At 60.1% G+C, this 21,913-nt stretch carries 26 protein-coding genes; 15 read left to right on the top strand and 11 right to left on the bottom strand.

The features are described from left to right. Window positions 1–120 precede the first annotated feature (120 nt). From rnd to ACCC96_RS17080, 3 genes are all read left to right on the top strand, one after another. The gene (gene rnd, locus ACCC96_RS17090; protein WP_019647999.1) at window positions 121–1,254 is read left to right on the top strand and encodes a ribonuclease D; all 1,134 of its coding nucleotides are present in this window, start codon (window positions 121–123) and stop codon (window positions 1,252–1,254) included. Then, complete coding sequence (locus ACCC96_RS17085; protein ID WP_258670774.1) at window positions 1,251–1,544, top strand: YcgL domain-containing protein; 294 nt, start codon at window positions 1,251–1,253, stop codon at window positions 1,542–1,544. The genes rnd and ACCC96_RS17085 overlap by 4 nt, the downstream gene beginning before the upstream one ends. A gap of 119 nt (window positions 1,545–1,663) precedes the next feature. Continuing rightward, window positions 1,664–2,596 (top strand): D-2-hydroxyacid dehydrogenase, encoded by a 933-nt coding sequence (locus ACCC96_RS17080; RefSeq protein ID WP_018926763.1) that lies wholly within the window; start codon window positions 1,664–1,666, stop codon window positions 2,594–2,596. Window positions 2,597–2,686: 90 nt separating this feature from the next. On the opposite strand, the gene ACCC96_RS17075 is transcribed toward ACCC96_RS17080, so the two are convergent. Beyond that, complete coding sequence (locus ACCC96_RS17075; RefSeq protein WP_019648000.1) at window positions 2,687–3,280, bottom strand: nitroreductase family protein; 594 nt, start codon at window positions 3,278–3,280, stop codon at window positions 2,687–2,689. Between the two features lie 276 nt (window positions 3,281–3,556). On the opposite strand from ACCC96_RS17075, the gene ACCC96_RS17070 reads away from it, so the two are divergent. Together ACCC96_RS17070 and ACCC96_RS17065 are read left to right on the top strand one after the other, a co-directional pair. Then, a complete protein-coding gene (locus tag ACCC96_RS17070) occupies window positions 3,557–4,006 on the top strand; it encodes a YcgN family cysteine cluster protein (protein ID WP_007942199.1) in 450 nt (149 codons plus the stop codon). A 95-nt stretch (window positions 4,007–4,101) separates the two neighbouring features. Beyond that, window positions 4,102–5,331 carry a hypothetical protein gene (locus ACCC96_RS17065; RefSeq protein ID WP_258670771.1) on the top strand — a complete coding sequence of 410 codons (1,230 nt, stop codon included), beginning with the start codon at window positions 4,102–4,104 and terminating at the stop codon, window positions 5,329–5,331. Window positions 5,332–5,427: 96 nt separating this feature from the next. On the opposite strand, the gene ACCC96_RS17060 is transcribed toward ACCC96_RS17065, so the two are convergent. The 4 genes from ACCC96_RS17060 to ACCC96_RS17045 all read right to left on the bottom strand — a co-directional run bounded on the left by ACCC96_RS17060 (window position 5,428) and on the right by ACCC96_RS17045 (window position 7,654). Continuing rightward, window positions 5,428–5,805: a DUF2892 domain-containing protein gene (locus ACCC96_RS17060; RefSeq protein WP_019648002.1), complete on the bottom strand. Its 378-nt coding sequence runs from the start codon at window positions 5,803–5,805 to the stop codon at window positions 5,428–5,430. An 80-nt stretch (window positions 5,806–5,885) separates the two neighbouring features. Further along, window positions 5,886–6,356 carry an RNA methyltransferase gene (locus tag ACCC96_RS17055; RefSeq protein ID WP_007942196.1) on the bottom strand — a complete coding sequence of 157 codons (471 nt, stop codon included), beginning with the start codon at window positions 6,354–6,356 and terminating at the stop codon, window positions 5,886–5,888. 190 nt (window positions 6,357–6,546) lie between these two features. Further along, complete coding sequence (locus ACCC96_RS17050; RefSeq protein WP_007898702.1) at window positions 6,547–6,918, bottom strand: YajD family HNH nuclease; 372 nt, start codon at window positions 6,916–6,918, stop codon at window positions 6,547–6,549. Window positions 6,919–6,967: 49 nt separating this feature from the next. After that, window positions 6,968–7,654: a spermidine synthase gene (locus ACCC96_RS17045; protein WP_019648003.1), complete on the bottom strand. Its 687-nt coding sequence runs from the start codon at window positions 7,652–7,654 to the stop codon at window positions 6,968–6,970. 95 nt (window positions 7,655–7,749) lie between these two features. Between ACCC96_RS17045 and ACCC96_RS17040 the strand changes: the two genes are divergently transcribed. Next, entirely contained in the window at window positions 7,750–8,034 is a 285-nt protein-coding gene (locus ACCC96_RS17040) for a hypothetical protein (RefSeq protein WP_019580818.1), read from the top strand. A 3-nt stretch (window positions 8,035–8,037) separates the two neighbouring features. Here the strand turns inward: ACCC96_RS17040 and ACCC96_RS17035 are convergent, their stop codons facing one another. Together ACCC96_RS17035 and ACCC96_RS17030 are read right to left on the bottom strand one after the other, a co-directional pair. Continuing rightward, a complete protein-coding gene (locus ACCC96_RS17035; protein WP_019648005.1) occupies window positions 8,038–8,511 on the bottom strand; it encodes a cyclic nucleotide-binding domain-containing protein in 474 nt (157 codons plus the stop codon). A gap of 86 nt (window positions 8,512–8,597) precedes the next feature. Further along, entirely contained in the window at window positions 8,598–10,652 is a 2,055-nt protein-coding gene (locus tag ACCC96_RS17030; RefSeq protein ID WP_413696383.1) for a S9 family peptidase, read from the bottom strand. A gap of 244 nt (window positions 10,653–10,896) precedes the next feature. Here ACCC96_RS17030 and ACCC96_RS17025 point away from each other — a divergent pair, with 244 nt between their 5' ends. From ACCC96_RS17025 to ACCC96_RS17015, 3 genes are read left to right on the top strand one after another with little or no spacing between them, the layout of a single operon-like run. Continuing rightward, window positions 10,897–11,394, top strand: coding sequence for a hypothetical protein (locus ACCC96_RS17025; RefSeq protein ID WP_019580815.1), 498 nt, complete (start codon window positions 10,897–10,899; stop codon window positions 11,392–11,394). A 32-nt stretch (window positions 11,395–11,426) separates the two neighbouring features. Next, window positions 11,427–12,203 carry a class II glutamine amidotransferase gene (locus ACCC96_RS17020; protein ID WP_007934123.1) on the top strand — a complete coding sequence of 259 codons (777 nt, stop codon included), beginning with the start codon at window positions 11,427–11,429 and terminating at the stop codon, window positions 12,201–12,203. Window positions 12,204–12,216: 13 nt separating this feature from the next. Then, window positions 12,217–12,759, top strand: a complete 543-nt coding sequence (locus ACCC96_RS17015) for a DUF2937 family protein (RefSeq protein ID WP_018926754.1) — start codon at window positions 12,217–12,219, stop codon at window positions 12,757–12,759. A 91-nt stretch (window positions 12,760–12,850) separates the two neighbouring features. Here ACCC96_RS17015 and ACCC96_RS17010 read toward each other — a convergent pair whose 3' ends face one another. Further along, on the bottom strand, window positions 12,851–13,765 hold the full coding sequence (locus ACCC96_RS17010) for a LysR family transcriptional regulator (protein WP_413696382.1): 915 nt from the start codon (window positions 13,763–13,765) through the stop codon (window positions 12,851–12,853). A 160-nt stretch (window positions 13,766–13,925) separates the two neighbouring features. On the opposite strand from ACCC96_RS17010, the gene ACCC96_RS17005 reads away from it, so the two are divergent. The 4 genes from ACCC96_RS17005 (at window position 13,926) to ACCC96_RS16990 (ending at window position 17,661) form a co-directional block, all read left to right on the top strand. Then, complete coding sequence (locus ACCC96_RS17005) at window positions 13,926–15,212, top strand: MFS transporter (protein ID WP_258670764.1); 1,287 nt, start codon at window positions 13,926–13,928, stop codon at window positions 15,210–15,212. A gap of 78 nt (window positions 15,213–15,290) precedes the next feature. Beyond that, window positions 15,291–16,043: a 5-oxoprolinase subunit PxpA gene (locus tag ACCC96_RS17000; RefSeq protein WP_258670761.1), complete on the top strand. Its 753-nt coding sequence runs from the start codon at window positions 15,291–15,293 to the stop codon at window positions 16,041–16,043. Then, window positions 16,040–16,744, top strand: a complete 705-nt coding sequence (gene pxpB, locus ACCC96_RS16995; protein ID WP_258670759.1) for a 5-oxoprolinase subunit PxpB — start codon at window positions 16,040–16,042, stop codon at window positions 16,742–16,744. Before ACCC96_RS17000 ends, pxpB begins: the two co-directional genes overlap by 4 nt. Then, complete coding sequence (locus tag ACCC96_RS16990; protein WP_258670756.1) at window positions 16,741–17,661, top strand: biotin-dependent carboxyltransferase family protein; 921 nt, start codon at window positions 16,741–16,743, stop codon at window positions 17,659–17,661. The genes pxpB and ACCC96_RS16990 overlap by 4 nt, the downstream gene beginning before the upstream one ends. A gap of 115 nt (window positions 17,662–17,776) precedes the next feature. Here the strand turns inward: ACCC96_RS16990 and ACCC96_RS16985 are convergent, their stop codons facing one another. Beyond that, complete coding sequence (locus tag ACCC96_RS16985; protein WP_030132618.1) at window positions 17,777–18,955, bottom strand: vWA domain-containing protein; 1,179 nt, start codon at window positions 18,953–18,955, stop codon at window positions 17,777–17,779. A gap of 21 nt (window positions 18,956–18,976) precedes the next feature. After that, entirely contained in the window at window positions 18,977–19,822 is an 846-nt protein-coding gene (locus ACCC96_RS16980; protein WP_019580803.1) for an AAA family ATPase, read from the bottom strand. Window positions 19,823–20,025: 203 nt separating this feature from the next. Here ACCC96_RS16980 and ACCC96_RS16975 point away from each other — a divergent pair, with 203 nt between their 5' ends. Together ACCC96_RS16975 and ACCC96_RS16970 are read left to right on the top strand one after the other, a co-directional pair. After that, on the top strand, window positions 20,026–20,256 hold the full coding sequence (locus ACCC96_RS16975) for a DUF4160 domain-containing protein (RefSeq protein WP_258670752.1): 231 nt from the start codon (window positions 20,026–20,028) through the stop codon (window positions 20,254–20,256). After that, window positions 20,244–20,747: a DUF2442 domain-containing protein gene (locus ACCC96_RS16970; protein ID WP_258670750.1), complete on the top strand. Its 504-nt coding sequence runs from the start codon at window positions 20,244–20,246 to the stop codon at window positions 20,745–20,747. Before ACCC96_RS16975 ends, ACCC96_RS16970 begins: the two co-directional genes overlap by 13 nt. On the opposite strand, the gene ACCC96_RS16965 is transcribed toward ACCC96_RS16970, so the two are convergent. Next, window positions 20,744–21,820 carry a DUF748 domain-containing protein gene (locus ACCC96_RS16965; RefSeq protein WP_258670748.1) on the bottom strand — a complete coding sequence of 359 codons (1,077 nt, stop codon included), beginning with the start codon at window positions 21,818–21,820 and terminating at the stop codon, window positions 20,744–20,746. The genes ACCC96_RS16970 and ACCC96_RS16965 overlap by 4 nt on opposite strands. Window positions 21,821–21,913: the final 93 nt, after the last annotated feature.

Below are 21,913 nucleotides of genomic sequence, written 5' to 3'. Positions count from 1 at the left end.
CCAACTGTCAGACAATTCTTGCTGTTCGGCAGGTATTTTCGCTAAAGCTCTTGTTCAGTGGATGCGCGGAAATCGCCGGGGGCGATATATACTGCGCGCCATTCTTCAAGGGAGAGCCGTGTGGCCATCGATATTCACTGGATTCGCGACAACGATAGCCTCGGTCAGTTTTGCACCGAGTGGCAGCAGCTGCCATTCGTTGCCCTCGACACCGAATTCATGCGGGTCGACACCTTTTACCCGATCGCAGGCCTGCTGCAGATCGGCGATGGCGTACGCGCTTACCTGATTGACCCACTGACCATCGACAACTGGCAGCCCCTGGCCGCGTTGCTGGAAAACCAGGCCGTGGTCAAGGTCGTGCATGCGTGCAGCGAAGACCTCGAAGTCCTGCTGCGCCTGACCGGCAGCCTGCCGGCGCCGCTGTTCGACACCCAACTGGCCGCCGCTTACCTGAACCTGGGTTTCTCCATGGGTTATTCGCGGCTGGTGCAGGAGGTGCTCGGCATCGACCTGCCGAAGGGCGAGACCCGTTCCGACTGGCTGCAACGTCCACTGTCCGAGACTCAGATCAGCTACGCCGCCGAAGATGCTGTGCATCTGGCAGAGGTTTTCGTACAGCTGCGTCCGAAGCTTTCTGATGAAAAATACGCGTGGGTCCTGGAAGACGGAGCCGAGCTGGTCGCCAATCTGCGGCGCGAGGTCGACCCGTACGAGGTCTATCGCGATGCCAAACTGGCCTGGAAGCTGTCCCGCGCCCAACTCGCCGTGTTGCGTGAGCTCTGCGCCTGGCGCGAGCGTGAAGCCCGCGCCCGTGATCTGCCGCGCAACCGCATTATCCGTGAACATTCACTGTGGCCGTTGGCACGCACCCAACCGGACAACCTCGGCGCACTGGCGAAAATCGAAGACATGCACCCACGCACCGTGCGTCAGGACGGCGAATTTCTGCTTGATCTGATAAAGCGCTCTGGCAGTGTGTCGCCTGATCAGTGGCCGCCAGCGGTGCCGGAGCCATTGCCGGTGGAAGCCGCCGCGCTGGTCAAACAGCTGCGTGCCATCGGCCAGGCCGAAGCCGAGCGCCTGAACATCGCGCCGGAGCTGATGCTGCGCAAGAAAACCCTGGAAGCGCTGCTCAAGAGCGGCTTCCCCAATGGTCCTTACCAATTGCCTGATTCGCTGCGTGGCTGGCGCCGCGAATTGATGGGCCAGGCGCTGCTCGACAGCCTGGCCACCGCCGGAGAACAGCCTTGAAACGTATTTGCTCGATTTATCGAAGCTCGAAGAAAAACGGGATGTACCTCTATGTGCTCAAAAGCGATGCACTGGAGCGCGTGCCTGAACCCCTGATGGCGGCTTTCGGCAAAGCCATCCACGCTTTCGACCTGGTGTTGACCCCCGAGCGCAAGCTGTCGCGCGAAGACATTGCTGTAGTACTGGAGAACCTCGACAAGCAGGGCTACCACCTGCAAATGCCACCGGCCGAGGATGAATACATCGAACACTTGCCGGAAGAATTGCTGCGCCGCAACGACCCGATGTAATCGGCAGACAGGCTCTGTTCAGAGCCTTATGAAACACTGGAATGATTTTGGCGATGGCCGTGACGATGGAGTGATCCTCCGTCGGCGGTCGTCTGCACTGTTTTTGAAAGGTTTGAAACATGCGCGTTCTGATTGCTGAACACGACCACCCTGTGTATGCCCAACTGTTGCGTCAGGCAGCGCCTGATCTGGAAGTATTGACCAGCGGCGACTCCGCCGAACTGGCCCGTCAGGCCGCCGACTGCCAGGTCTGGCTCGGTCAGCCGGACCTGCTGGCGACGCTGTTGCGTCAGGGCCACACGCCTGCATGGCTGCAGTCGACCTGGGCCGGTATCACGCCGCTGCTGGCCGATGGCTTGCCACGGCACTATCGGCTGACTCGCGCGGTAGGGATTTTCGGTCAGGTCATGGCTGAATATGTGCTGACTTACATGCTCGGCCACGAGCGCGAAGTGTTGGCGCGGCTGGTCAGCCAGGTCGAGCGCAAATGGGACAATCGCCAGGGTCAAAGCCTGGCTGGACGCAAGGTGCTGATTGTCGGCACCGGTGACATCGGTCAGACAGTGGCGCAGTTTCTGCTGCCGTTTGGCGTCGAGTTATACGGCATCGCCAGCACCGCCCGGGAGCAGGCGCCCTTTGTCGAAGTCGGCGCGCTGAGCGATTTGCCGCGCCTGGTCGGTGAGGTGGATTACGTGATCAATCTGCTGCCGAATACCCCCAATACGCACGACCTGTATGACGCTGCCCTGTTCAAGCAGTTCAAGGCGACCGGGTTGTTCATCAACGTCGGGCGCGGCGTTGCGGTGGTCGATGCGGATCTGGTGGAAGCCTTGAAGGAAGGGCATCTGGCCGGGGCTGTGATCGACGTCTGCCGTCAGGAACCACTGCCGCAACGTCATCCGTTCTGGACCGCGTGGGGCCTGCTGCTGACCGGCCACAGCTCGGCACCGACCTCGCCACCGGCGATGGTGAAGCTGTTTGTCGAGAACCTGCGGGCGTATCAGGCGGGTGAAGCGTTGCGTGGGGAAGTGGATTTCGCGCGCGGGTATTGAGGCGCAGCTGAAAAGATCGCAGCCTTCGGCAGCTCCTACAGGGTTTTGTGAACACCTGTGGGAGTTGCCGGAGGCTGCGATCTTTTGCTTTTACAGGGTGAAATCACCCTCGGCCGCCAACTCGCTCAGCGGACGACGCGGGCTTGGCTCTTCACGTGCTTGCAGGTACTCGGCCAGTGTCGCCTTGTCGCCCAGCTTGCCGATCGCCACGGCGGCGTGCAGCGCATAACCCTCAGGAATGTTCAGCTCCTTGCGGGTCAGCTCCTGATCGAAACCGGCCATGCCGTGGGTGTGCCAGCCGCTGATGCTCGCTTGCAACGCCAGGTGGCCCCAGGCGGAACCGGTGTCGAAGGTGTGCCACAGCGCCGGGGTTTCTTCGCTGGCGCCAGGTGCCACGAAGGTAGTTTTCGAGATCACGATCACCAGCGCCGAGGCGTGCTGTGCCCAGCTGCGGTTGAACTCGTTCAGCAGGCCCAGGTAACGCTCCCAGTTCGGCGTGTCGCGACGCGCATAGAGAAACCGCCAAGGCTGCGAGTTGTACGCCGATGGCGCCCAGCGGGCGGCTTCGAAGAAGCTCAGCAGGGTCTCTTCGGGGATGGTTTCGCCGGTGAAGGCGCGGGGCGACCAGCGATCGGTGAACTGAGGGTGAATGGCGTAGTCGGCAACGCGTGGATTAGCACTCATCAAGAGATTCCTTTACGTTTGAAAGTGAGGGTTGTCGTAAAAACCGGCAGATACAGTTGAGTTGAGCGCCAGGTTTTTTTGAGCCGGCAGTTCACCTGAATGCAACGCGGTTGAGCGTTAATGGCACTTGGGCAGGGTTCCTTGCGACTGGCAAAGCTACTGGGTGGCGCAGAAACTGACAAGTGCCGTCGTACCGGCAGTCGCCAATGCTTGGCCCGCCGGTGCCTTGGCACTAGACTGGCGGCCTTTTCACCACCTGATGTTGATGCTTGAGCCATGGCCGCCAAAGTCGAACCGTTCTGGATACGCAAAACCCTCGATCAACTCGATCAAGAGGAATGGGAATCGCTGTGCGACGGCTGTGGCCTGTGCTGCCTGCAAAAGCTCGAGGACGAAGACGACAACGCCGTCTACTACACGCGTATCGCCTGCAAACTGCTGGACCTCAAAACCTGTCAGTGTACCGATTACCCCAACCGTCGCGACTTTGTCCCCGATTGCATCCAGCTCACGCCGGGCAAGGCCGATGAGTTCAAATGGTTGCCGCCGACCTGCGGTTATCGACTGGTCAGCGAAGGCAAGGACCTGCCGCTCTGGCATCACCTGGTGTGCGGTGATCGTGATGCGGTACATCACGAACGTATCTCCCAGTCCGGGCGCATGCTCGCCGAAGGCAGCGTGGCCGAAGACGATTGGGAAGATCATCTGATTTTTCGCGCGGGTTAGTGCACAGCGCACACAAAATCGGCGGTAATTACAAGAAATTGGGGCCGCTACGCAGCCCAGCGCGAGCAAGCTCGCTCGCCACAATAGGAGTGTGTATGGCGGTGGGAGTGCTGCGGGTGTTGGCTGTAGGGCTGCTGGCCCTGAGTTCGCCCGTGTGGGCGGCGAAGAAAGTCGATCTGGATTATCACGTGCGCCTGTTGCCGCAAAGCGATCAGGCCGAAGTACGCCTGACCCTGGCCCAAGGCTCGGCGGTGCGCAGTCTGGATTTCGATTTGGGCGATGGCAGTCACTACAGCGATTTCAAGGCCGACGGCCAATGGCAGCTCAAACCGGGCACGCAGGCCCGTGGTGTCTGGCGCCCGGCCGCCGACAAGGCCAGCCTGACCTACCGCGTGCGCATCAGCCATGGGCGCAAGAACGGCAGTTTCGACACGCGCATGACACCAACGTGGGCGCTGATGCGTGGTGATGACCTGGTGCCCGCGGCCAAACTCGATCAGCAGGACGGTATCGAGCTGGTGTCACGCCTGGAATTCGAATTGCCCACGGGTTGGAAAAGCGTCGAAACCGGCTGGCCGCGGATCGGCAAAAACAAGTTCCGCATCGATAACGTCTCGCGCCTGTTCGACCGTCCTACCGGTTGGATGCTCGCCGGTAACCTCGGCAGCCGTCGCACGCGACTGGGGGAAACCGAAGTCACCGTGGCCTCGCCCCAAGGCCAGGGGATGCGCCGCATGGATGTGCTGACGCTGCTGACGTTCGTCTGGCCGCAAGTGCAGGAGGTTTTTCCGCGTCACCCCAGCAAACTGCTGATCGTCGGCGCCAATGACCCGATGTGGCGTGGCAGCCTCGCCGCGCGGGAATCGATCTATCTCAATAGCCGCCTGCCGCTGGTCAGCGAAAGCGGCACCAGTGCCTTGATGCGTGAATTGGCTCAGGTGTTCGGGCGGATCAACGATAGCCAGCGCAGCGACTGGATCAGCGAAGGGTTTGCCGAGTATTACGCCATCGAACTGGTGCGCCGAGCGGGCGGCATGAGTGATGAGCGGTATGAGAGCCTGCAGAGCAAATTGACCAAGGACAGCCAGAAGGTCACCACCTTGCGCGGGGAGCAGATCAATCCGGCGCAGGTGGCCAAAGCGGTGGTGTTGCTGCAGGAACTGGATCGCGAGATTCGCCTGAAGACCCGCAACAAGCGTTCGCTGGATGATGTATTGCGTGGGGCGATGCGTTTGGAGAGTGTCGATACCAAGGAATTCGTTCAGCTCAGTGAGAGCGTTATTGGCGAGTCTTCCAAGGTGCTCGATACCGGGTTGTTGCAATAGAAAATCAAAAGATCGCAGCCTTCGGCAGCGCCCACAGGCGCGTAGGAGCTGCCGAAGGCTAGGGCCGTGTTCGGACGATCTTTTGACCTTAAAAGGTTAAACCCCGGCTTTCGGCGACTTCAAAGAATCATTGCCCGTCACGGTCGCAGTTTTGGTCGCCGCCTCGGCATTGGCCTTCAACCGACTCAACTCTTCCCCGGCACGCTCAATCCTGGCCCGAGCGTTAACCATGTCCTGACGGCTCTTTTCCAGAAAGCTTTTCGCCGAACTGTGCCCGGTAATACCCCGCGCCATCGCTACGCCGCCAATGGCCACTTGAAGCAACCCGAACACACCACCGCGCCGCAGGCCTTTGCCGACCATTACCACGCCGCCGGCCAGGGAACCGATGCGCTCCCAACCCTGGACGTTCTGCGCGGGCTGAGTCTGGAACGGGGTGGATTCGATGCGCTCTACGCGTTTGAGGTCGCTCATGATCTGTCTCCAGGCTTCAAGAATGGATAATTAAGCTGACTGCCGAGGCGGTCGGCTCGTTCCATCGGATGTGCGGTGATTCAGCGGAATTTCGGGCCTGAGCGGGTGTTGTTGCCCTTGGCCATGCGGTCGTACAGCACCACGTTGACCGTGGCCGCCAGGTTCATGCAGCCGGTGGTCGGGATATAGACCACGTCTTCGCACCAGTCGCGGATCTCTTTATCCAGCGAACCGTCTTCGGGGCCAAAGATGTAGAGGGCGCGATCCGGGTGCGTGTATTCCGGCAGCGAGCGGGCGCCGTCGACCAGTTCCACGGCAACCGGTACACAACCCAGCGGCAGGATTTTCTTCAGGTCGTCAATGCCGATCAGGGGAATGTCGTAGTGGACTTTCTTGGTGTCGGTGACGAAATCAGCGGCGCGTTCATAGCGCTTGCCGGTGTAAAACACCGACGCCACGCCATAGCAACCGGCGGCGCGCATCACCGAACCGACGTTCTCCGGTGATTTGGGGTTATACAAACCAATGCAGCTGTACCGTTTGTCTGCCACGAGCGGGGTGCCTTCGGGAAAAAAGCGCGATTATACGGGGATTGGGGGAGGGGTGTTCAGTTTGGAGATGATCGTACCCACGCTCTGCGTGGGAATGCCGCCAGGGACGCTCCGCGTTCCGCTTTCGAATGTGACGCAGAGCGTCACGGGATGCATTCCCACGCAGAGCGTGGGAACGATCAGCAGATCTTCAGTCTTCTTTCTTCATCAGTCCGGCCAACGCCGCAAACGGGTTATGCGTTGCCTTGGCGATCTTCGGCGTACTCAGCGAGCCTTCGTCGAAATACTGCTGATCGGTGTAACGCGAATGCTCGTTGTCATGGCAATACAGGCACAACAGCTCCCAGTTCGAACCGTCCTGCGGGTTGTTGTCGTGGTTGTGGTCGCGGTGGTGCACGGTCAGCTCGCTCAGGCGTTTACCGGAGAACTCACGGGCGCAGCGGCCGCACACGTGCGGGTACATCTTCAAGGCCTTGTCGCGGTAACCCATTTCCTTGTCGCGCTGGTTATCGGCAAGGATGCGGTCCAGCTTCGACGTGTTGGTTGGGGTGGACGAACTCATGGGTTCACCTTTGTAAAAGACTAATGACGGTTATGTGTTGAAGTTTAGCCTAGCCCTTGAGCTTCTCGGCAATCCAGATGGTGTGGCGGGTGCCTTTGTTGCCGTGGGCGAAGACCTGCACTTCTTCGGCCTTGAAGCCGGCCTTTTTCAGCTTGTCGGAAAACTGCCGGTCAGCGCTGGCCGACCACACCGCCAGCACGCCCTTGGGTCGCAGGGCCTTGGCGCAGGCGCTCAGGCCACCGGCGGAGTAGAGCCAGCTGTTGGCCTTCTGGGTCAGGCCTTCGGGGCCGTTGTCGACGTCGAGCATGATTGCGTCGAAACCCTGCGGCTCGGCTTGCAGCACCTTGGCCACGTCTTCCATGCGGATCACCGTACGCGAGTCGAGCAGCGGGTTGCCGGCTTTTTCGCCCAACGGCCCACGGTTCCACTCCACCACGCCGGGCACCAGTTCGGCGACCACCACTTCAGCGGTCTTGCCCAAATGCTTGAGCGCCGAGGCGAGGGTGAAGCCCATGCCCAGGCCGCCGATCAATACCCGCGAATTCGGCCGGCCGGCGACCTTGCGGCAGGGGATTTCCGCCAGGGCATCTTCGGAGCCGTGCATGCGGGTGTTCATCAACTGCCCGCCATCGCCGCCCTGGATCTTGATGACGAAGTCCTCGCCGTATTCGAACAGGCACAGGGCACCGCCGTTTTCAGGAATGGGGGTGGTGTCGAGCAGAACGAAACGTTTCATGGGGCTCTCTTGGGGAGAAATGGACAGACGGAAGAAGGCAAACGAACGCGGTTGGGAGTAGCCTGCAAAAGACCACAAGGCCAACGGAGCCATTGATGAAGCGCACCATTCTAACGGCCATTGCCCTGGCCGCGCTCTCGATAACTGCAGTGCAGGCCCAGGAGCAGCAAACCATCCCCACCGGCCCCACGCCGATACCCGGTTCGCCCGGCACTGCCACGCCGACGCCGTACCCGCAGATTACCCCGACCACTGTGCCCAAGACCGGCAACGGTGGGCCACCATTGTTGCCGCCGATCGAAATGCCCAACCCGCCCAAGGACCAGACCTTGCCGGGCCTTGAGCCGAGCACGACGAAAATCAAAACGCCGGGCGGATAGTGTCTAGATCTGCTGCGAGAGCAGTTGCCCGTCGGCCATGCGCAAGCGTTTGGAGAGGGAGACGGCGAGGGCGCGGATGATCTTGGCGGCGATTTTCGGTGCCTCGTTGAGCATCTTTTCCAGGGAGTCCTTGCCCAGGTTGAGCAACTGGCAGTTGCTCGCGGCCACACAACTGGCTGAGCGCCGTTCGCCGTCGAGCACGGCCATTTCGCCGAACGCCCGACCGCTGCGCAAGGTCGCCATGGTCACCCGTTGCCCTTCGCTGTTGGTCTTTTGCACCGCGACCTGGCCGGTGTGGATGATGCACATGAAACTGCCGGCATCGCCCTCATGGAAGATCTCTTCGCCTTCGGCGATGGTGCTGATGCTGAAGTAACCCGAAGCCGCCACGAAGTCCGCCGGCAGCAGTTGATCGAACAGGCCACAGTCCATCAGCCAGTCGCGAATTTCTTTGTTCAGTAAGGTCGGTTCTGACATATCGTCACGGTCTTTTTCTTGTGTCTGTTGCTGTTCCAGGCGCGCCCGGCGTCTGGTGTTAAGACCGGGACGCCGGGCCAAGTTCCTCAGGCAATGCCCAAAACCTTCAAAACAAATGCATATTCGAGGGCTACGTCACGTAATCCCTGGTAGCGACCGCTCATCCCGCCATGCCCGGCGCCCAATTCTGTCTTGAGCAGCAGGGGATTGGTGTCGGTTTTGGTCGCGCGCAATTTCGCCACCCACTTGGCCGCTTCCCAGTACTGCACGCGACTGTCGTTGTAGCCGGCGATCACCAGCGTTGCCGGATAGGCCTGTGCGGTGACATTTTCATACGGGGCGTAGGCCTTGATCCGATCATAGACGTCTGGTTCTTGCGGGTTGCCCCATTCGTCGTATTCGGTGACGGTCAGCGGCAACTCCGGGTCGAGCATGGTGTTGAGCACGTCGACGAACGGCACTTCGGCAATCGCCACGCCGAACAGCTCCGGCCGCTGATTGAGCACCGCGCCGATCAGCAGGCCACCGGCGCTGCCGCCACTGATTGCCAGCTGCGATGAGGTGGTGAAGCCGTTGGCGATCAGGTGTTCGGCGCAGGCGATGAAGTCGCTGAAGGTGTTGTGCTTGTGTTCCTGCTTGCCGGCGCGATACCAGGCTTCGCCCAATTCACCGCCACCGCGCACATGCGCGATGGCAAACGCCATGCCGCGATCCAGCAGGCTCAGGCGGGCGTGGGAGAACCACGGGTCGAGGCTTTCGCCGTAAGCGCCGTAGCCGTACAGATAAAGCGGCGTCGGCTTGCCGAGGAATTCGCGTTTGACCACCAGGCTGATCGGCACTTGCGTACCGTCCGGGGCCGTGGCCCAAAGCCGCTGGCTGACGTACGCGTCGGCGTCGAACGGGCCGAGTACCGGGGTTTCCTTGAGCACTTTCTGCTCGCCGGTGGCCAGGATGAGTTGGCGGATTTGCGCCGGACGGTTCAAGGCCTCGTAGCGCAGACGGATTCTGTCGCTGATAAATTCCAGGCTGTTCTGCACATGCAGGCTGTAAGCCGCATCCGGTAATTGCACGCGATACGGCACCAAGTCCCGTGGGTAGACTTCGATGATCGGCAGGCCTCCTTCACGCAGGCTCAGGGTCATGGCCTCGGCGTTCAGGCTCATGCCATCGATCATCACCGTGTCGCTATGGGGAATCAGGTTCTGCCAGTCGGCTTCGGTCGGCGCGACGCCGGTGTCGGCGGCCTGGTACAGGGCGAAGTTGATGCCGTCACGGTTGGTGCGGATCAACCACGTCCACTCGCCATCGAGTTTGCCGTGATCGACGTCGTATTCATGGTCTTCGACCCGCGGCGCCAGGCAGGTAAAGGCCTGGTGCGGCAGCGAGGCGTCGAGCGCCCAAACTTCACTGGTGGTCTTGCTGCCCAGTGACAGCAGCAATTGCCGTTCGGAACTTGAGCGGTAGCAATGCAGGAAGAATCGGCCGTCCGGCTCATGGAACACTTCTTCGGCGGCGGTGCCGTCCAGTCGATAGCGGAACAGTTTGTGCGGGCGATGGGTGTCGTCGAGTTCACCGAAGAACAGCGTCAGGCTGTCATTGGCCCAGGTCATGCTGCCGTCGCAGTCCTGGAATTCCAGTTCGCTGACGCGGCCGTTGGACAATTCCTTCACGAACAGCGTGTAAACCTCCTCGCCCGAGGAATCGATGCTGTAGGCCAGGCGCTGGTGGTCCGGGCTGACGCTGAACGCGCCCAGGGAAAAGAAACCGCCCTTGGCCAGCACGTTCGGATCGAGCAGCAGGAGTTCCTGGCTTTCGTCGATGCGCAGGCTGCCATCGGTCGGACGCGGGCAGCGGTAATGACGGGCATATTCGTCGCCGGCGGTGGTGCGGGTGTAATACAGGTACGGGCCCCAGGGCGAGGGCAGCGACAGATCGGTTTCGAGAATCCGCCCCTTGATCTCCTCGAACAGGGTTTCGCGCAGCCCGGCCTGATCGGCGGTTTGCGCCTCCTGATAGCGGTTTTCAGCTTTCAAGTAATCGAGCACTGCGTCGGTGTCGCGCTCCTGCAGCCAGGCATACGGGTCATCGCCGTCGGCCTTGTGGGCAATGGGCGCGTCGGAAACGTTGGCGGATAAGGGCATGAATGGCTCTCGAACAAAGTACGGAATAGGGGCTTCGCAACCTTTGGAAGCGGGCTTGTGTGGCGAGGGAGCTTGCTCCCGTTGGGCTGCGAAGCGGCCCCCAAAAAGGAACTGCTGCGCAGTTCAACGGGAGCAAGCTCCCTCGCCACAGACAAGCCCCCTCGCCACATCTGCCGCTCCCACATTGGGACAAGCCTGAAGTGCGAAAAGTCGTTACTATAAGCGCCTCTTTGCCTGCCTTGCCATGGACACCATGACCGAGAACGACTATCTGATCGCTTGGGGCCTCTACGCCTTTGCCGCTTTAGGCTGCCTGTTGGTGTGGATGCGCATCACCCGCTGGATGTGGCGCTGGCTGCGTGAGCCGCTGCGGCTGCTGATGGCGGTGTTGCTGTTCAGCCCGACCATCATCGACCCGGTGAAGGAAAAGGTCGCCCCTGCCATTGCCATTACTGCGCTGGATCTGCTGTTCAAGGTCGGCAACAACGCCTGGCGGGCGATTTCCGATCTGTTCATGTACGGCATGATTGCCTTCGGCCTTTACCTGGTGCTCGTGGCGATCCGTTTCCCGATCGAGCGCGCATCCAAGGCTCGCAAGGAGCGGGCGGAGGCCGCCAAGGCTGCGGCGCGGGCCGACGAGCCTGAAGGCGATCAACCGTTTGGCGGTGCCGGTGATGATCGTTACGGCCGGCCACCGGTACCGAGCAACCCGCAGCGTTTGCGGGTTGAACCGCGTCTGTAACAGTGCCCCTGCCTTTCATCGAGAGTCCGAGCATGTGTGAGTTATTGGGCATGAGCGCCAATGTCCCGACCGATATCGTGTTCAGCTTCACCGGGCTGATGCAGCGCGGCGGCCGCACCGGACCGCACCGTGACGGTTGGGGCATCGCTTTCTATGAAGGCCGTGGCCTGCGGTTGTTTCAAGACCCGGCGGCGAGCAGCGAGTCGGAAGTGGCGAACCTGGTGCAGCGCTATCCGATCAAGAGCGAAGTGGTGATCGGCCACATCCGCCAGGCCAATGTCGGCAAGGTCTGCCTGTCCAACACCCATCCGTTTGTGCGCGAGTTGTGGGGCCGCAACTGGTGTTTCGCCCACAATGGCCAGTTGGCCGACTTCAACCCGACCGCCAGTTTCTACCGCCCCGTCGGCGATACCGACAGCGAAGCGGCATTCTGCGATTTGCTCAACCGGGTGCGTGCTGCGTTCCCTGAGCCGGTAGAGATTGAAGAACTGCTGCCGGACCTGGTGGCCGCTTGCGCCGAGTACCGCAGCAAAGGCGTGTTCAACTGCTTGCTCAGCGACGGCGACTGGCTGTTCTGCTACTGCTCGACCAAACTGGCGCAAATTACTCGCCGTGCCCCGTTCGGTCCGGCACGCCTGAAGGACGTCGACGTGATCGTCGACTTCCAGGCCGAAACCACGCCCAACGACGTGGTCACGGTGATCGCCACCGAACCCTTGACCGAAAACGAAACCTGGACCCGCTACGAACCGGGCCAATGGAGCCTGTGGCGACGCGGTGAATGCGTCAGCCAGGGCAAGACCGAATAAGGATCTCCCCCCCATGTTGCTCAGTTATCTACGGCTGGTGTTGTTCGCGGCAGGCCTGTTGATCGGTGTCCAGGTGCCTGGGTTCATCAGTGACTATGCCAAGCGGGTCGAGGCGCATCTGATCGAGGCGCAAAGCGGTTTGAGCGGTTTTCAGGGCACTGCCAATCAGTTTTTCAAGGGCGATATGCAGGCGCTGGTGGCCCATTACCGTGCCAGCGAAGACCCGATCTTTCGCAGTGATGCCGACAGCCTGAGCGCTTTGCTCACCCGTCAACTGGCCCTCGACAAGCAATTCCAGGCCATGCAGGGCCCGTGGTACATCCGCTTCCTGCAAGTGGTGCTGGCGGCCGACCCGGACATTCGCAAGGAAACCTGGAATGGCTACAGCTACCAGATTCTGCTGACGCCGGAAGCGATGATCTGGGGCATGAGCGGCGCGTTGCTGCTGTCGTTCGGCATTGAATGCCTGTTCCGACTGATCGACTGGGTGGTGCTGGGCGGCAAACGCCTGCGCCAGAGCCGACCGATCGAAGAGCGGGATTTGCGCGGGCTGTAAGAAAAAGATCAAAAGATTGCAGCCTTCGGCAGCGCCCACAGGCGCGTAGGAGCTGCCGAAGGCTGCGATCTTTTGATTTTGATATTGATCATCAACGACTCAAAACAATGTAATCCTCACCCATCTGCCGCGCATACCGCTCCAGCACCTGCTGGCACAGTGCAACAATCTCCTCGACCCACTCCACGCCAACCCGCCATGACACCACCACCTGCAAATTCGGCGGCCGTTGATCGATGGCCAGCAAGGTCAACTCTCCTCGGGCCAGTTCCTCGGCCACCAGCACCGGTGGCAGGGCGCCTATACCGAAGCCGTCCCGCAGTAAACGGGTAATCGCCGACACTGAGTTCACGCAGTTCAGTCGTGGCGCCATGACCCCGTTGGCCTGCATCAGGCTCACGATGTCCTGGTGCGGGCGGGAGTTTTTCGAATAGGTAATGATCCGCTCCCGCGCCAGGTCGGCGACACCTGAATACTCACGGTTGTAGATGGAATTGCTGGCCACGATCCAGCCCATCGGATGACTGGCCAGCTCCAGGCTGCGCACGCTTTCCTGGCGCAACAGGTCGGTTTGCAGGATCAGATCGAGAAAGCCTTTTTGCAGCTGATCGCAGAGGTTGAGCGCGGTATCGGCCACCAGCTCGATTTCCACCAGCGGGTAGTGATCCATCATCTGTGCCACCAACGGGCTGAGCCAAGTGTGGATCACCGTGTCCATGACGCCGATCCGCACCCGTCCGGCCTTGCTCGAACGCGTCTCGATCGCCTGCTTGAGCGCATGCATCGTGTCCATCATCTGCTCGGCATATTCGAGCACTTTCAAGCCTTCGGGGGTCAGGCTCACACCGCGGGAGTCGCGCAGAAACAGCTTCACCCCGAGCTCGCTCTCGAGCACGGCGATGCGGCTGGAAATCGACGCCTGGGTGGTGAAGAGCTTGTCTGCCGTCAGGCGAAAACTCTTGAGTCGGGCGACCCAGACAAACGTCTCGAGAAACTTCAGGTTCATGGGGGCAGCTCGTGGATAAAGTTTTTCTTATGTCTAGGGCGGGGTTTTATTAGTTGGACGCAGCGGGGCCAACCGCCCAAAAATCAGGCCATCCGGTTCCCACGATAGGCGTCGTCGGGGCTCAGAACAATACCAATAAAATATGCACGGAGATTTTGCCATGAGTGCGCCCGACACCCTCGATATCCCCAAGTCCACGGCTCGCCCGGGACCTTTTGACTGGTACCGCAACATCAACAAACAGGAGCGTCGCACGTTCTGGAGCTGCAAGATCGGCTATGGCCTGGATGGCATGGACACCCAGATGCTCAGCTTCGTGGTACCGACCCTGATTGCCATGTGGGGCATCACCACCGGCCAGGCCGGGCTGATCCACACCAGCACCCTGATCGCCTCGGCCATCGGTGGTTGGGTGGCGGGGATTCTCTCCGACCGCATCGGTCGTGTGCGCACTCTGCAACTGACGGTGCTGTGGTTTGCGTTCTTCACTTTCCTCTGCGGCTTCGCGCAGAACTACGAGCAACTGCTGATTGCGCGCACCTTGATGGGCTTTGGTTTTGGCGGTGAGTGGACGGCCGGCGCAGTGCTGATCGGTGAGGTGATTCGCGCCAAGGACCGTGGCAAAGCCGTCGGCATGGTGCAGTCGGGTTGGGCATTGGGTTGGGGGCTGACAGCCATTCTGTATGCGCTGCTGTTCTCGGTGTTGCCGCCGGAAGACGCCTGGCGTGCGCTGTTCATCCTTGGCATCGTGCCGGCGATTTTCGTGATCTTCGTCCGTCGCCTGGTCAAGGATCCGGAGATTTACCGCGAAGCCAAAGCCAGGCAAGAGCCAAGCAACCCGGCGAAGTTTTACGAGATTTTCGCCCCTGGCATCCTCTTCACCACGATTCGCGCATCGATACTGACCACCGGCGCACTCGGCGGTTACTACGCGATCACCTCCTGGCTGCCGACGTTTCTGAAGAACGAGCGGGGCTTGAGCGTACTCGGCACGGGCGGTTATCTGGCGATGGTGATCATCGGGTCTTACGTCGGTTATGTAATCAGCGCGTATCTGACTGACATCCTTGGTCGTAAAAAGAACTTCATTCTGTTTGCCGTCGGCTCGTTCACCATTGTTTTGCTGTACACCCAATTGCCGGTCAGCAACGGCGTGATGCTCTGGCTGGGCTTCCCCTTGGGCTTCTTCGCTTCGGGGATTTTCAGTGGCATGGGGTCGTTTCTGACCGAGTTGTTTCCAACGCGGATTCGCGGCTCGGGCCAGGGTTTTTGCTACAACATCGGTCGGGCACTGGCGGCGTTGTTTCCGCTGCTGATCGGCTTGCTCAGTCAGAAGGTGCCGTTGAGCGTGGGAATCGGGGCTTTCGCGGCGGTGTCCTACGGGGTGGTGATCCTGGCGGCGCTCAGCTTGCCGGAAACCCGTGGTAAACAACTCGACGCCGAATAACCGAATGTCCGGTAACTGATAATCTGAGGGGCAGATGCCCTTCAGCTAAAAAGATAAAAGCCTACAGGAGTGTTCACCGTGAACCGCCTGCTATTGAACTGCGACATCGGCGAGAGTTTCGGCAACTGGACCATGGGTCTGGACGCCGAGGTCATGCCCTTCATCGACTGCGCCAACATCGCCTGCGGCTTTCATGCCGGCGACCCGAGCATCATGCGCAAGACCGTCAGCCTGGCCCTGAGCAACGGCGTGCAGATCGGCGCGCATCCGGCCTATCAGGATCTGGTCGGTTTCGGCCGCCGCTCCATGGTGTATACCGCCCAGGAACTGCAGGACCTGTTGCACTACCAGATCGGTGCCCTCGACGGCATTTGCCGGGCTCAGGGCGGGCGGGTGAGTTACGTCAAACCCCACGGCGCGATGTACAACGACATGATGGCCAACCCGGCGCAATTGCGTGCGGTGATCCAGGCCGTGGCGGCCTATGACCGGACACTGCCGCTGATGCTGATGGCCACTCGCGACAACAGCGCCGCCCAGCAGTTGGGCGACGAATACGGCGTGACCCTGTGGTTTGAAGCCTTCGCCGATCGCGCTTACGACAGCGCCGGAATGCTGGTCTCGCGGCAACTACCGGGGGCCGTGCATCACGATCCCGAGAAAATCATTGAGCAGGCGCTGATCATTGCCCGCGGTGACAACCTCACGGCCAGCGATGGCAGCGCCTTGCACTTGCAGGCCAATACCTTGTGCGTACACGGCGACAACGCCAGTTCGGTGGCCGCTGTGCAACGCATTCGCGAGGCCTTGAATCAGCAGAGCGCATCATGAAACCACGGGTGGAAGTGGTGGCGCTCGATTGCCTGATGGTGCGCCTGTTCGATGAAATTGCCGAGGCCAACATGCCGTGGATGCTGGCTGCCAGTGAGCGTTTGCGAGAAGCATTCGCCAGCCATTTGATCGATCTGGTGCCGTCCTACACGACGCTGATGGTGCATTACGATCTGATGGCATTGACCCCGGCCCAGGCCCGGGAGTTGATCGCTCAAGCCCTGATCGATCTGACGCCCAACGCTCGGGCCAAGGGGAAATGCCATGTGCTGCCGGTCTGGTATGACTTGAGCGTTGGGCCGGAGTTGAACCTGTTGTCCCAGCGTAGCGGCTTGGCGGTGAATGAAGTGATCCGCCGTCACAGCGAACACGAGTATCAGGTGTTCGCGTTGGGCTTTGCGCCGGGGTTCGCGTTCATGGGGTTGGTGGAAGAAGTGTTGGCCGCACCGCGTCTGAGTACCCCGCGCAAAAAAGTCGCCGCCGGCAGTGTCGGCATCGCCGAACGCCAGACGGCGGCTTATCCGGTAGTGTCCCCCGGCGGCTGGAACCTGATCGGTCGCACCCCGGCCAAATTGTTCGACCGTGAACGCGACGGCTACAGCTTGATGCAACCGGGCGACACGGTGCGCTTCGAGGCGGTCAGTCATGCCGAGTTCATCAACCTGGGCGGTGACGACACGCCGTTGGAGACCTTGGCATGAGCCGACTGACGATTGAAGCAAGTACACCGCTTTGCCTGTTGCAGGACGCCGGGCGATTTGGTGTGCGGCATCTGGGCGTGACCCAGGGCGGCGGGCTGGATTGGCGGTCGATGTCGTGGGCCAACTGGTTGCTGGGCAATGGGCTGGATGCATCGGTGATCGAAATCACCCTCGGCGGGTTCAGTGTGGTGGCCGAGGACGATTGCTTGCTGGCATTGGCGGGTGCCGATCTTGGGGCGCAGATTGATGGCCAGCCCCTGGCGCCGTGGCGCAGTTTCAAACTGGGCAAAGGTCAACGATTGCAATTCACGCAACCGTTGCTTGGCGCTCGGGCGTACCTCGCGGCACCAGGCGGGTTTGATGCGCCGAAGGTGCTGGGCAGCACTGCGACTGTGGTGCGTGAGGAACTCGGCGGCCTCGACGGCATGGGCCGGGCGTTGGCCAAGGGATCGTCGTTGAAGTACTCCACCGAGGCGCCGCTGCTGGTACGGGAACTGCCTCGCGAGCACGTTCCGGATTTCAACCTCGATACGCCGCTGGACCTGGTGCTTGGTGCGCAAATCGGTGAATTCAGCGGGCAGAGTCTGTTTGACACATTCAACAGCGTCTGGACCCTCGACAGTCGCGCCGATCGCATGGGCATTCGTCTGTTGGGAACGGCTTTGCAGTATCAGGGCAAGCCGATGATTTCCGAAGGCATCCCGCTGGGGGCGGTCCAGGTGCCGCCGGATGGGCAGCCGATTGTGCTGCTCAATGACCGGCAGACCATTGGCGGTTATCCACGGTTGGGAGCATTGACACCGTTGGCATTGGCGCGATTGGCGCAGTGTTTGCCGGGGGCGAAGGTGCGGTTGAAACCGGTGGTGCAGGATGTCGCGCATCGCGAACAAGTCGAGTATTTGCGCCGGTTTATTTGAGGATCAAAAGATCGCAGCCTGCGGCAGCTCCTACAGAGTTGTGTCCGCCCGATGTTTCACGGGTGTACGCAAATCTCCTGTAGGAGCTGCCGCAGGCTGCGATCTTTTTAGGCGGTTATTTGGAAAGAAACCGCATCCCTTCCTCCAACCCCCGCAACGTCAGCGGATACATCTGATCATCGATCAAGTCCCGCACGATGTTGGTCGACGAGGTGTAGCCCCAGGTGTCTTTCGGGTACGGGTTGATCCAGATGAGCTTCTTGTATTTTTCCTTGAAGCGCTGCATCCACACGTAACCGGCTTCTTCGTTCCAGTGCTCGACGCTGCCGCCGGCCTGGGTGATTTCATAGGGCGCCATGGCGGCGTCGCCGATGAAGATCACTTTGTAGTCGGCGCCGTACTTGTGCAGCAAGTCCTGGGTGGCGGTGCGCTCGGAGGTGCGGCGCATGTTGTTCTTCCACACCGATTCATAAATGAAGTTGTGGAAGTAGAAGTACTCCAGATGCTTGAACTCGGTCTTGCAGGCCGAGAACAACTCTTCGCATATCTTCACGTGGGCATCCATCGAGCCGCCGATGTCGAACAGCAGCAGCAACTTGACGGTGTTGCGCCGCTCCGGACGCATCTGGATGTTCAACAACCCGGCATCGCGCGCGGTGTGGTCGATGGTGCCGTCGATGTCCAGTTCTTCCGCCGCGCCCTGACGGGCGAATTTACGCAAGCGACGCAGGGCGACCTTGATGTTGCGCGTGCCCAGCTCCACCGAATCGTCGAGGTTCTTGTACTCGCGCTGATCCCAGACTTTCACCGCTTTGCCCTGGCGCTTACCGGCATCGCCGACCCGAATGCCTTCCGGGTTGAAACCGCCGGAACCGAACGGGCTGGTGCCGCCGGTGCCGATCCATTTGTTGCCGCCGGCATGGCGTTCTTTCTGTTCTTCCAGGCGTTTCTTGAACTCTTCGATCAGCTTGTCCAGGCCGCCGAGGGACTGGATCGCGGCCCGCTCTTCGTCAGTCAGGGAACGTTCGAATTCCTTGCGCAGCCAGTCTTCGGGGATCAACGCCTGAAGGTGATCGTCGAGCTTTTCCAGACCGTTGAAGTAGGCACCGAACGCCCGGTCGAACTTGTCGAAATGCTTTTCGTCCTTCACTAGAATCGCCCGGGACAGGTAATAAAACTCGTCCATGTCGGCGAAGGTCACGCGCTGCTTCAGCGCGTTGATCAGGTCCAGCAGCTCACGCACCGAGACCGGCACCTTGGCTGCGCGCATTTCGTTGAACAGATTGAGCAGCATGGCGATCGCCCTTATTGGTACTTAGCGAGTGCCGCGACGGCTCATGAACGCCAGACGCTCAAGCAATTGCACGTCCTGTTCGTTCTTCACCAGGGCGCCTGCCAGCGGCGGAATGGCCTTGGTCGGATCGCGTTCGCGCAGCACCGCTTCGCCGATGTTGTCGGCCATCAACAGTTTCAGCCAGTCCACCAGTTCGGAGGTCGAGGGCTTTTTCTTCAGGCCCGGCACTTTGCGCACGTCGAAGAACACATCCAGCGCTTCGCTGACCAGGTCTTTCTTGATGTCCGGGTAGTGCACGTCGACGATCTTTTGCAGCGTCACGCGATCGGGGAACGCGATGTAATGGAAGAAGCAGCGGCGCAGGAAAGCGTCCGGCAGCTCTTTCTCGTTGTTGGAGGTAATGATGATGATCGGACGCTTCTTGGCCTTGATGGTCTCGTCGATCTCGTAAACGTAGAACTCCATCTTGTCGAGTTCTTGCAGCAAGTCGTTGGGGAACTCGATGTCGGCCTTGTCGATTTCGTCGATCAGCAGAATCACCCGCTCTTCGGACTCGAAAGCCTCCCAGAGCTTGCCCTTTTTCAGGTAGTTGCGGACGTCGTGAACCTTGTCCACGCCCAGTTGCGAGTCCCGCAGGCGGCTGACCGCGTCGTACTCGTACAGGCCTTGATGCGCTTTGGTGGTGGACTTGATGTGCCAGGTGATCAACTTGGCGCCGAAGGACTCGGCCAGTTGCTCGGCGAGCATGGTCTTGCCGGTGCCTGGCTCGCCCTTGACCAGCAGTGGCCGCTCCAGGGTGATGGCGGCGTTGACCGCCAGCTTCAGGTCATCGGTGGCGACGTAGGCCTGGGTGCCTTCGAACTTCATCTGCTAATCCTCGAACGGTAACGCCGACCTGAACGAGGCAGGGCGGGGCGCAATAAATTGTCAGGCTCGACTATAACGCGCAGGTCGGTCGACTGTGAACGCAGACGGCTTATTCAGTCTCTGAATGGGGCGTCACATCTTGACTCAGTCTCGGCTGCTGGCCAGTATTGAGATATCGCCATTTTGGCGATAGCTTGCGGGGCATGTCTACTAAATATCGATTTCGCGATACGTACCGCATTCAATTGCGCGAGAAGGATCATCCGCCACCCCATGTCCACCTGACCGGTGGCGGGTTGGACGTGATGCTTAGCCTCGAAACTGTCGAAGTGATGAGGGGCAAGGCGCCGCCGCTGATTATCAAGGAAGCGCTGGAGTGGGTCAGAACTCATCAGGTGCAATTGTTGGAGGATTGGAAACGATGTTACCCATGAAACGACCACGGCTGTCGGCCGTGCTGGCGTTGCCGGATCACCGTCTGGCGCTGACTTTTATCGATGGCCAGCAACTGAGCCTCGATTTAAGTCGCGACCTGCGCTCATACCCGGGGTTGCAGCCATTGCTGGAGAGCGGTGCTTTTGAAGGCGCAACCCTGGGTGACGATGGCTGGAGCGTGGAGTGGCCCGAGCTGGATATCCAGATCGGCGCGGACACGCTGTACCTGGATGCGCTCGCGCAGAATGCAACGGATGAAAACACTCGTATTTTTATCGATTGGCGTGCTCGCACCGGGTTGCCGCTGAATCAGGCGGCCGAGGCGCTGGGAGTCAGTGCCCGCAGTATTAGTCGCTACAGCAGCGGTCGTGAAGCAGTGCCTCGGTCGCTGGCGTTGGCTTGTCTGGGTTGGGACTTTTTGCAGCAGCAATCGAACCCGGCGCGGGCGGCGGAAGAAACCGGTCGTTACACCGTTACACGAAAATCTTAGCCAGAATCCGGCTTGGATCGTTCGTACTGGGCATTGAATGCTTCAATGAAACCATTACGTAAAATCTGCAAAAAAGCCTCGAACGCGCTGATATCTCGCTGATGCACGTTGCCCTTGAGCTCGACGCGAGTGGCGAACTGGTTTTTCTGCTGGTTCTTCAGCACGTTCTCGGTGCCGCCGACGAGCGCTTCCCAGATGGAACGGAAAATCCCTTTGTCTTTGTTTTCCACGTCCTGTTGCCAATTGAATACATCGACGTCGTGCAACAGCGGTTTGATGTAGCCGGTGAGTTGACCCTTTTTGGCCTCGGCTTCGATGACCAGGTCACCATGGCCGGCATTGAAGTCGAACTTGCCGTAGGCCGCGGCGAAGTCGTTCATGCGTTTGAGTTCGAGGTCCTTGACGCGCAGGCGGAATTGGAAGTTTTGGAAGTCGCTCAATGGATCAAAAGTTGCCGTGGTTTCCAGCGGCGCATCCCCGAGCAACAGGGCCTTGCCGTCGAAACGTGCGTCGCGTTTGCCTTTTTTGTCGACCACGTTGGTCAGGTTGTAAATGGTGGCATTGACCTGGGTGGCATTCATATTGACAGGCGGTTTTGAATTGAAGTTACGAAAGGTGATCCGGCCATCGTTGATCCGCACTTCGTTCAGGGTGATCGGCAGCAATTTCTCCAATTGTGCTCGCCAATCGGTGCCTTCACCGGTCTGGGAGTTTTTCTTGTTGGCGCCACCATCGACGAAGTTCACTTCGGGTTTGTCGAACTCGGCCTCGCCCACCACGGCATGGTCGTACCAGAGCGAATGCCAACTGACGGAGAGGTCGATCAATGGCGCGTTAACGAAAGGCACCGGGACCTTGCCCTCGACCTTGACGACTTTCAGCCCATTGATTTTGTAGGCACCGCGCCACAGGGCCAGGTCCACGTCGGTAATCTGCCCGCGATAATCACCCATATTCGCCAATCGGTCGTTCAGGTAATCACGCACGATGTAGGGCAGGGCGATGTGCACGGCAACCAGCAGCATGAGGAGGCCCGCGAGGGTCACCAGGGGCCAACTGTATCGACGCTTCATGGCGGCAAATCTCTGGCGGTGTAAAGCGGTTGACTGCTGTGGCAGCCGGACGTTCGACTGACTGGACGACCACGAGCAACAGGCATACCTTGG

This window comes from Pseudomonas sp. Pseusp11 (assembly GCF_047304405.1).
Lineage (GTDB): Bacteria > Pseudomonadota > Gammaproteobacteria > Pseudomonadales > Pseudomonadaceae > Aquipseudomonas.
This window is presented reverse-complemented; position numbering and strand designations above follow the sequence as displayed.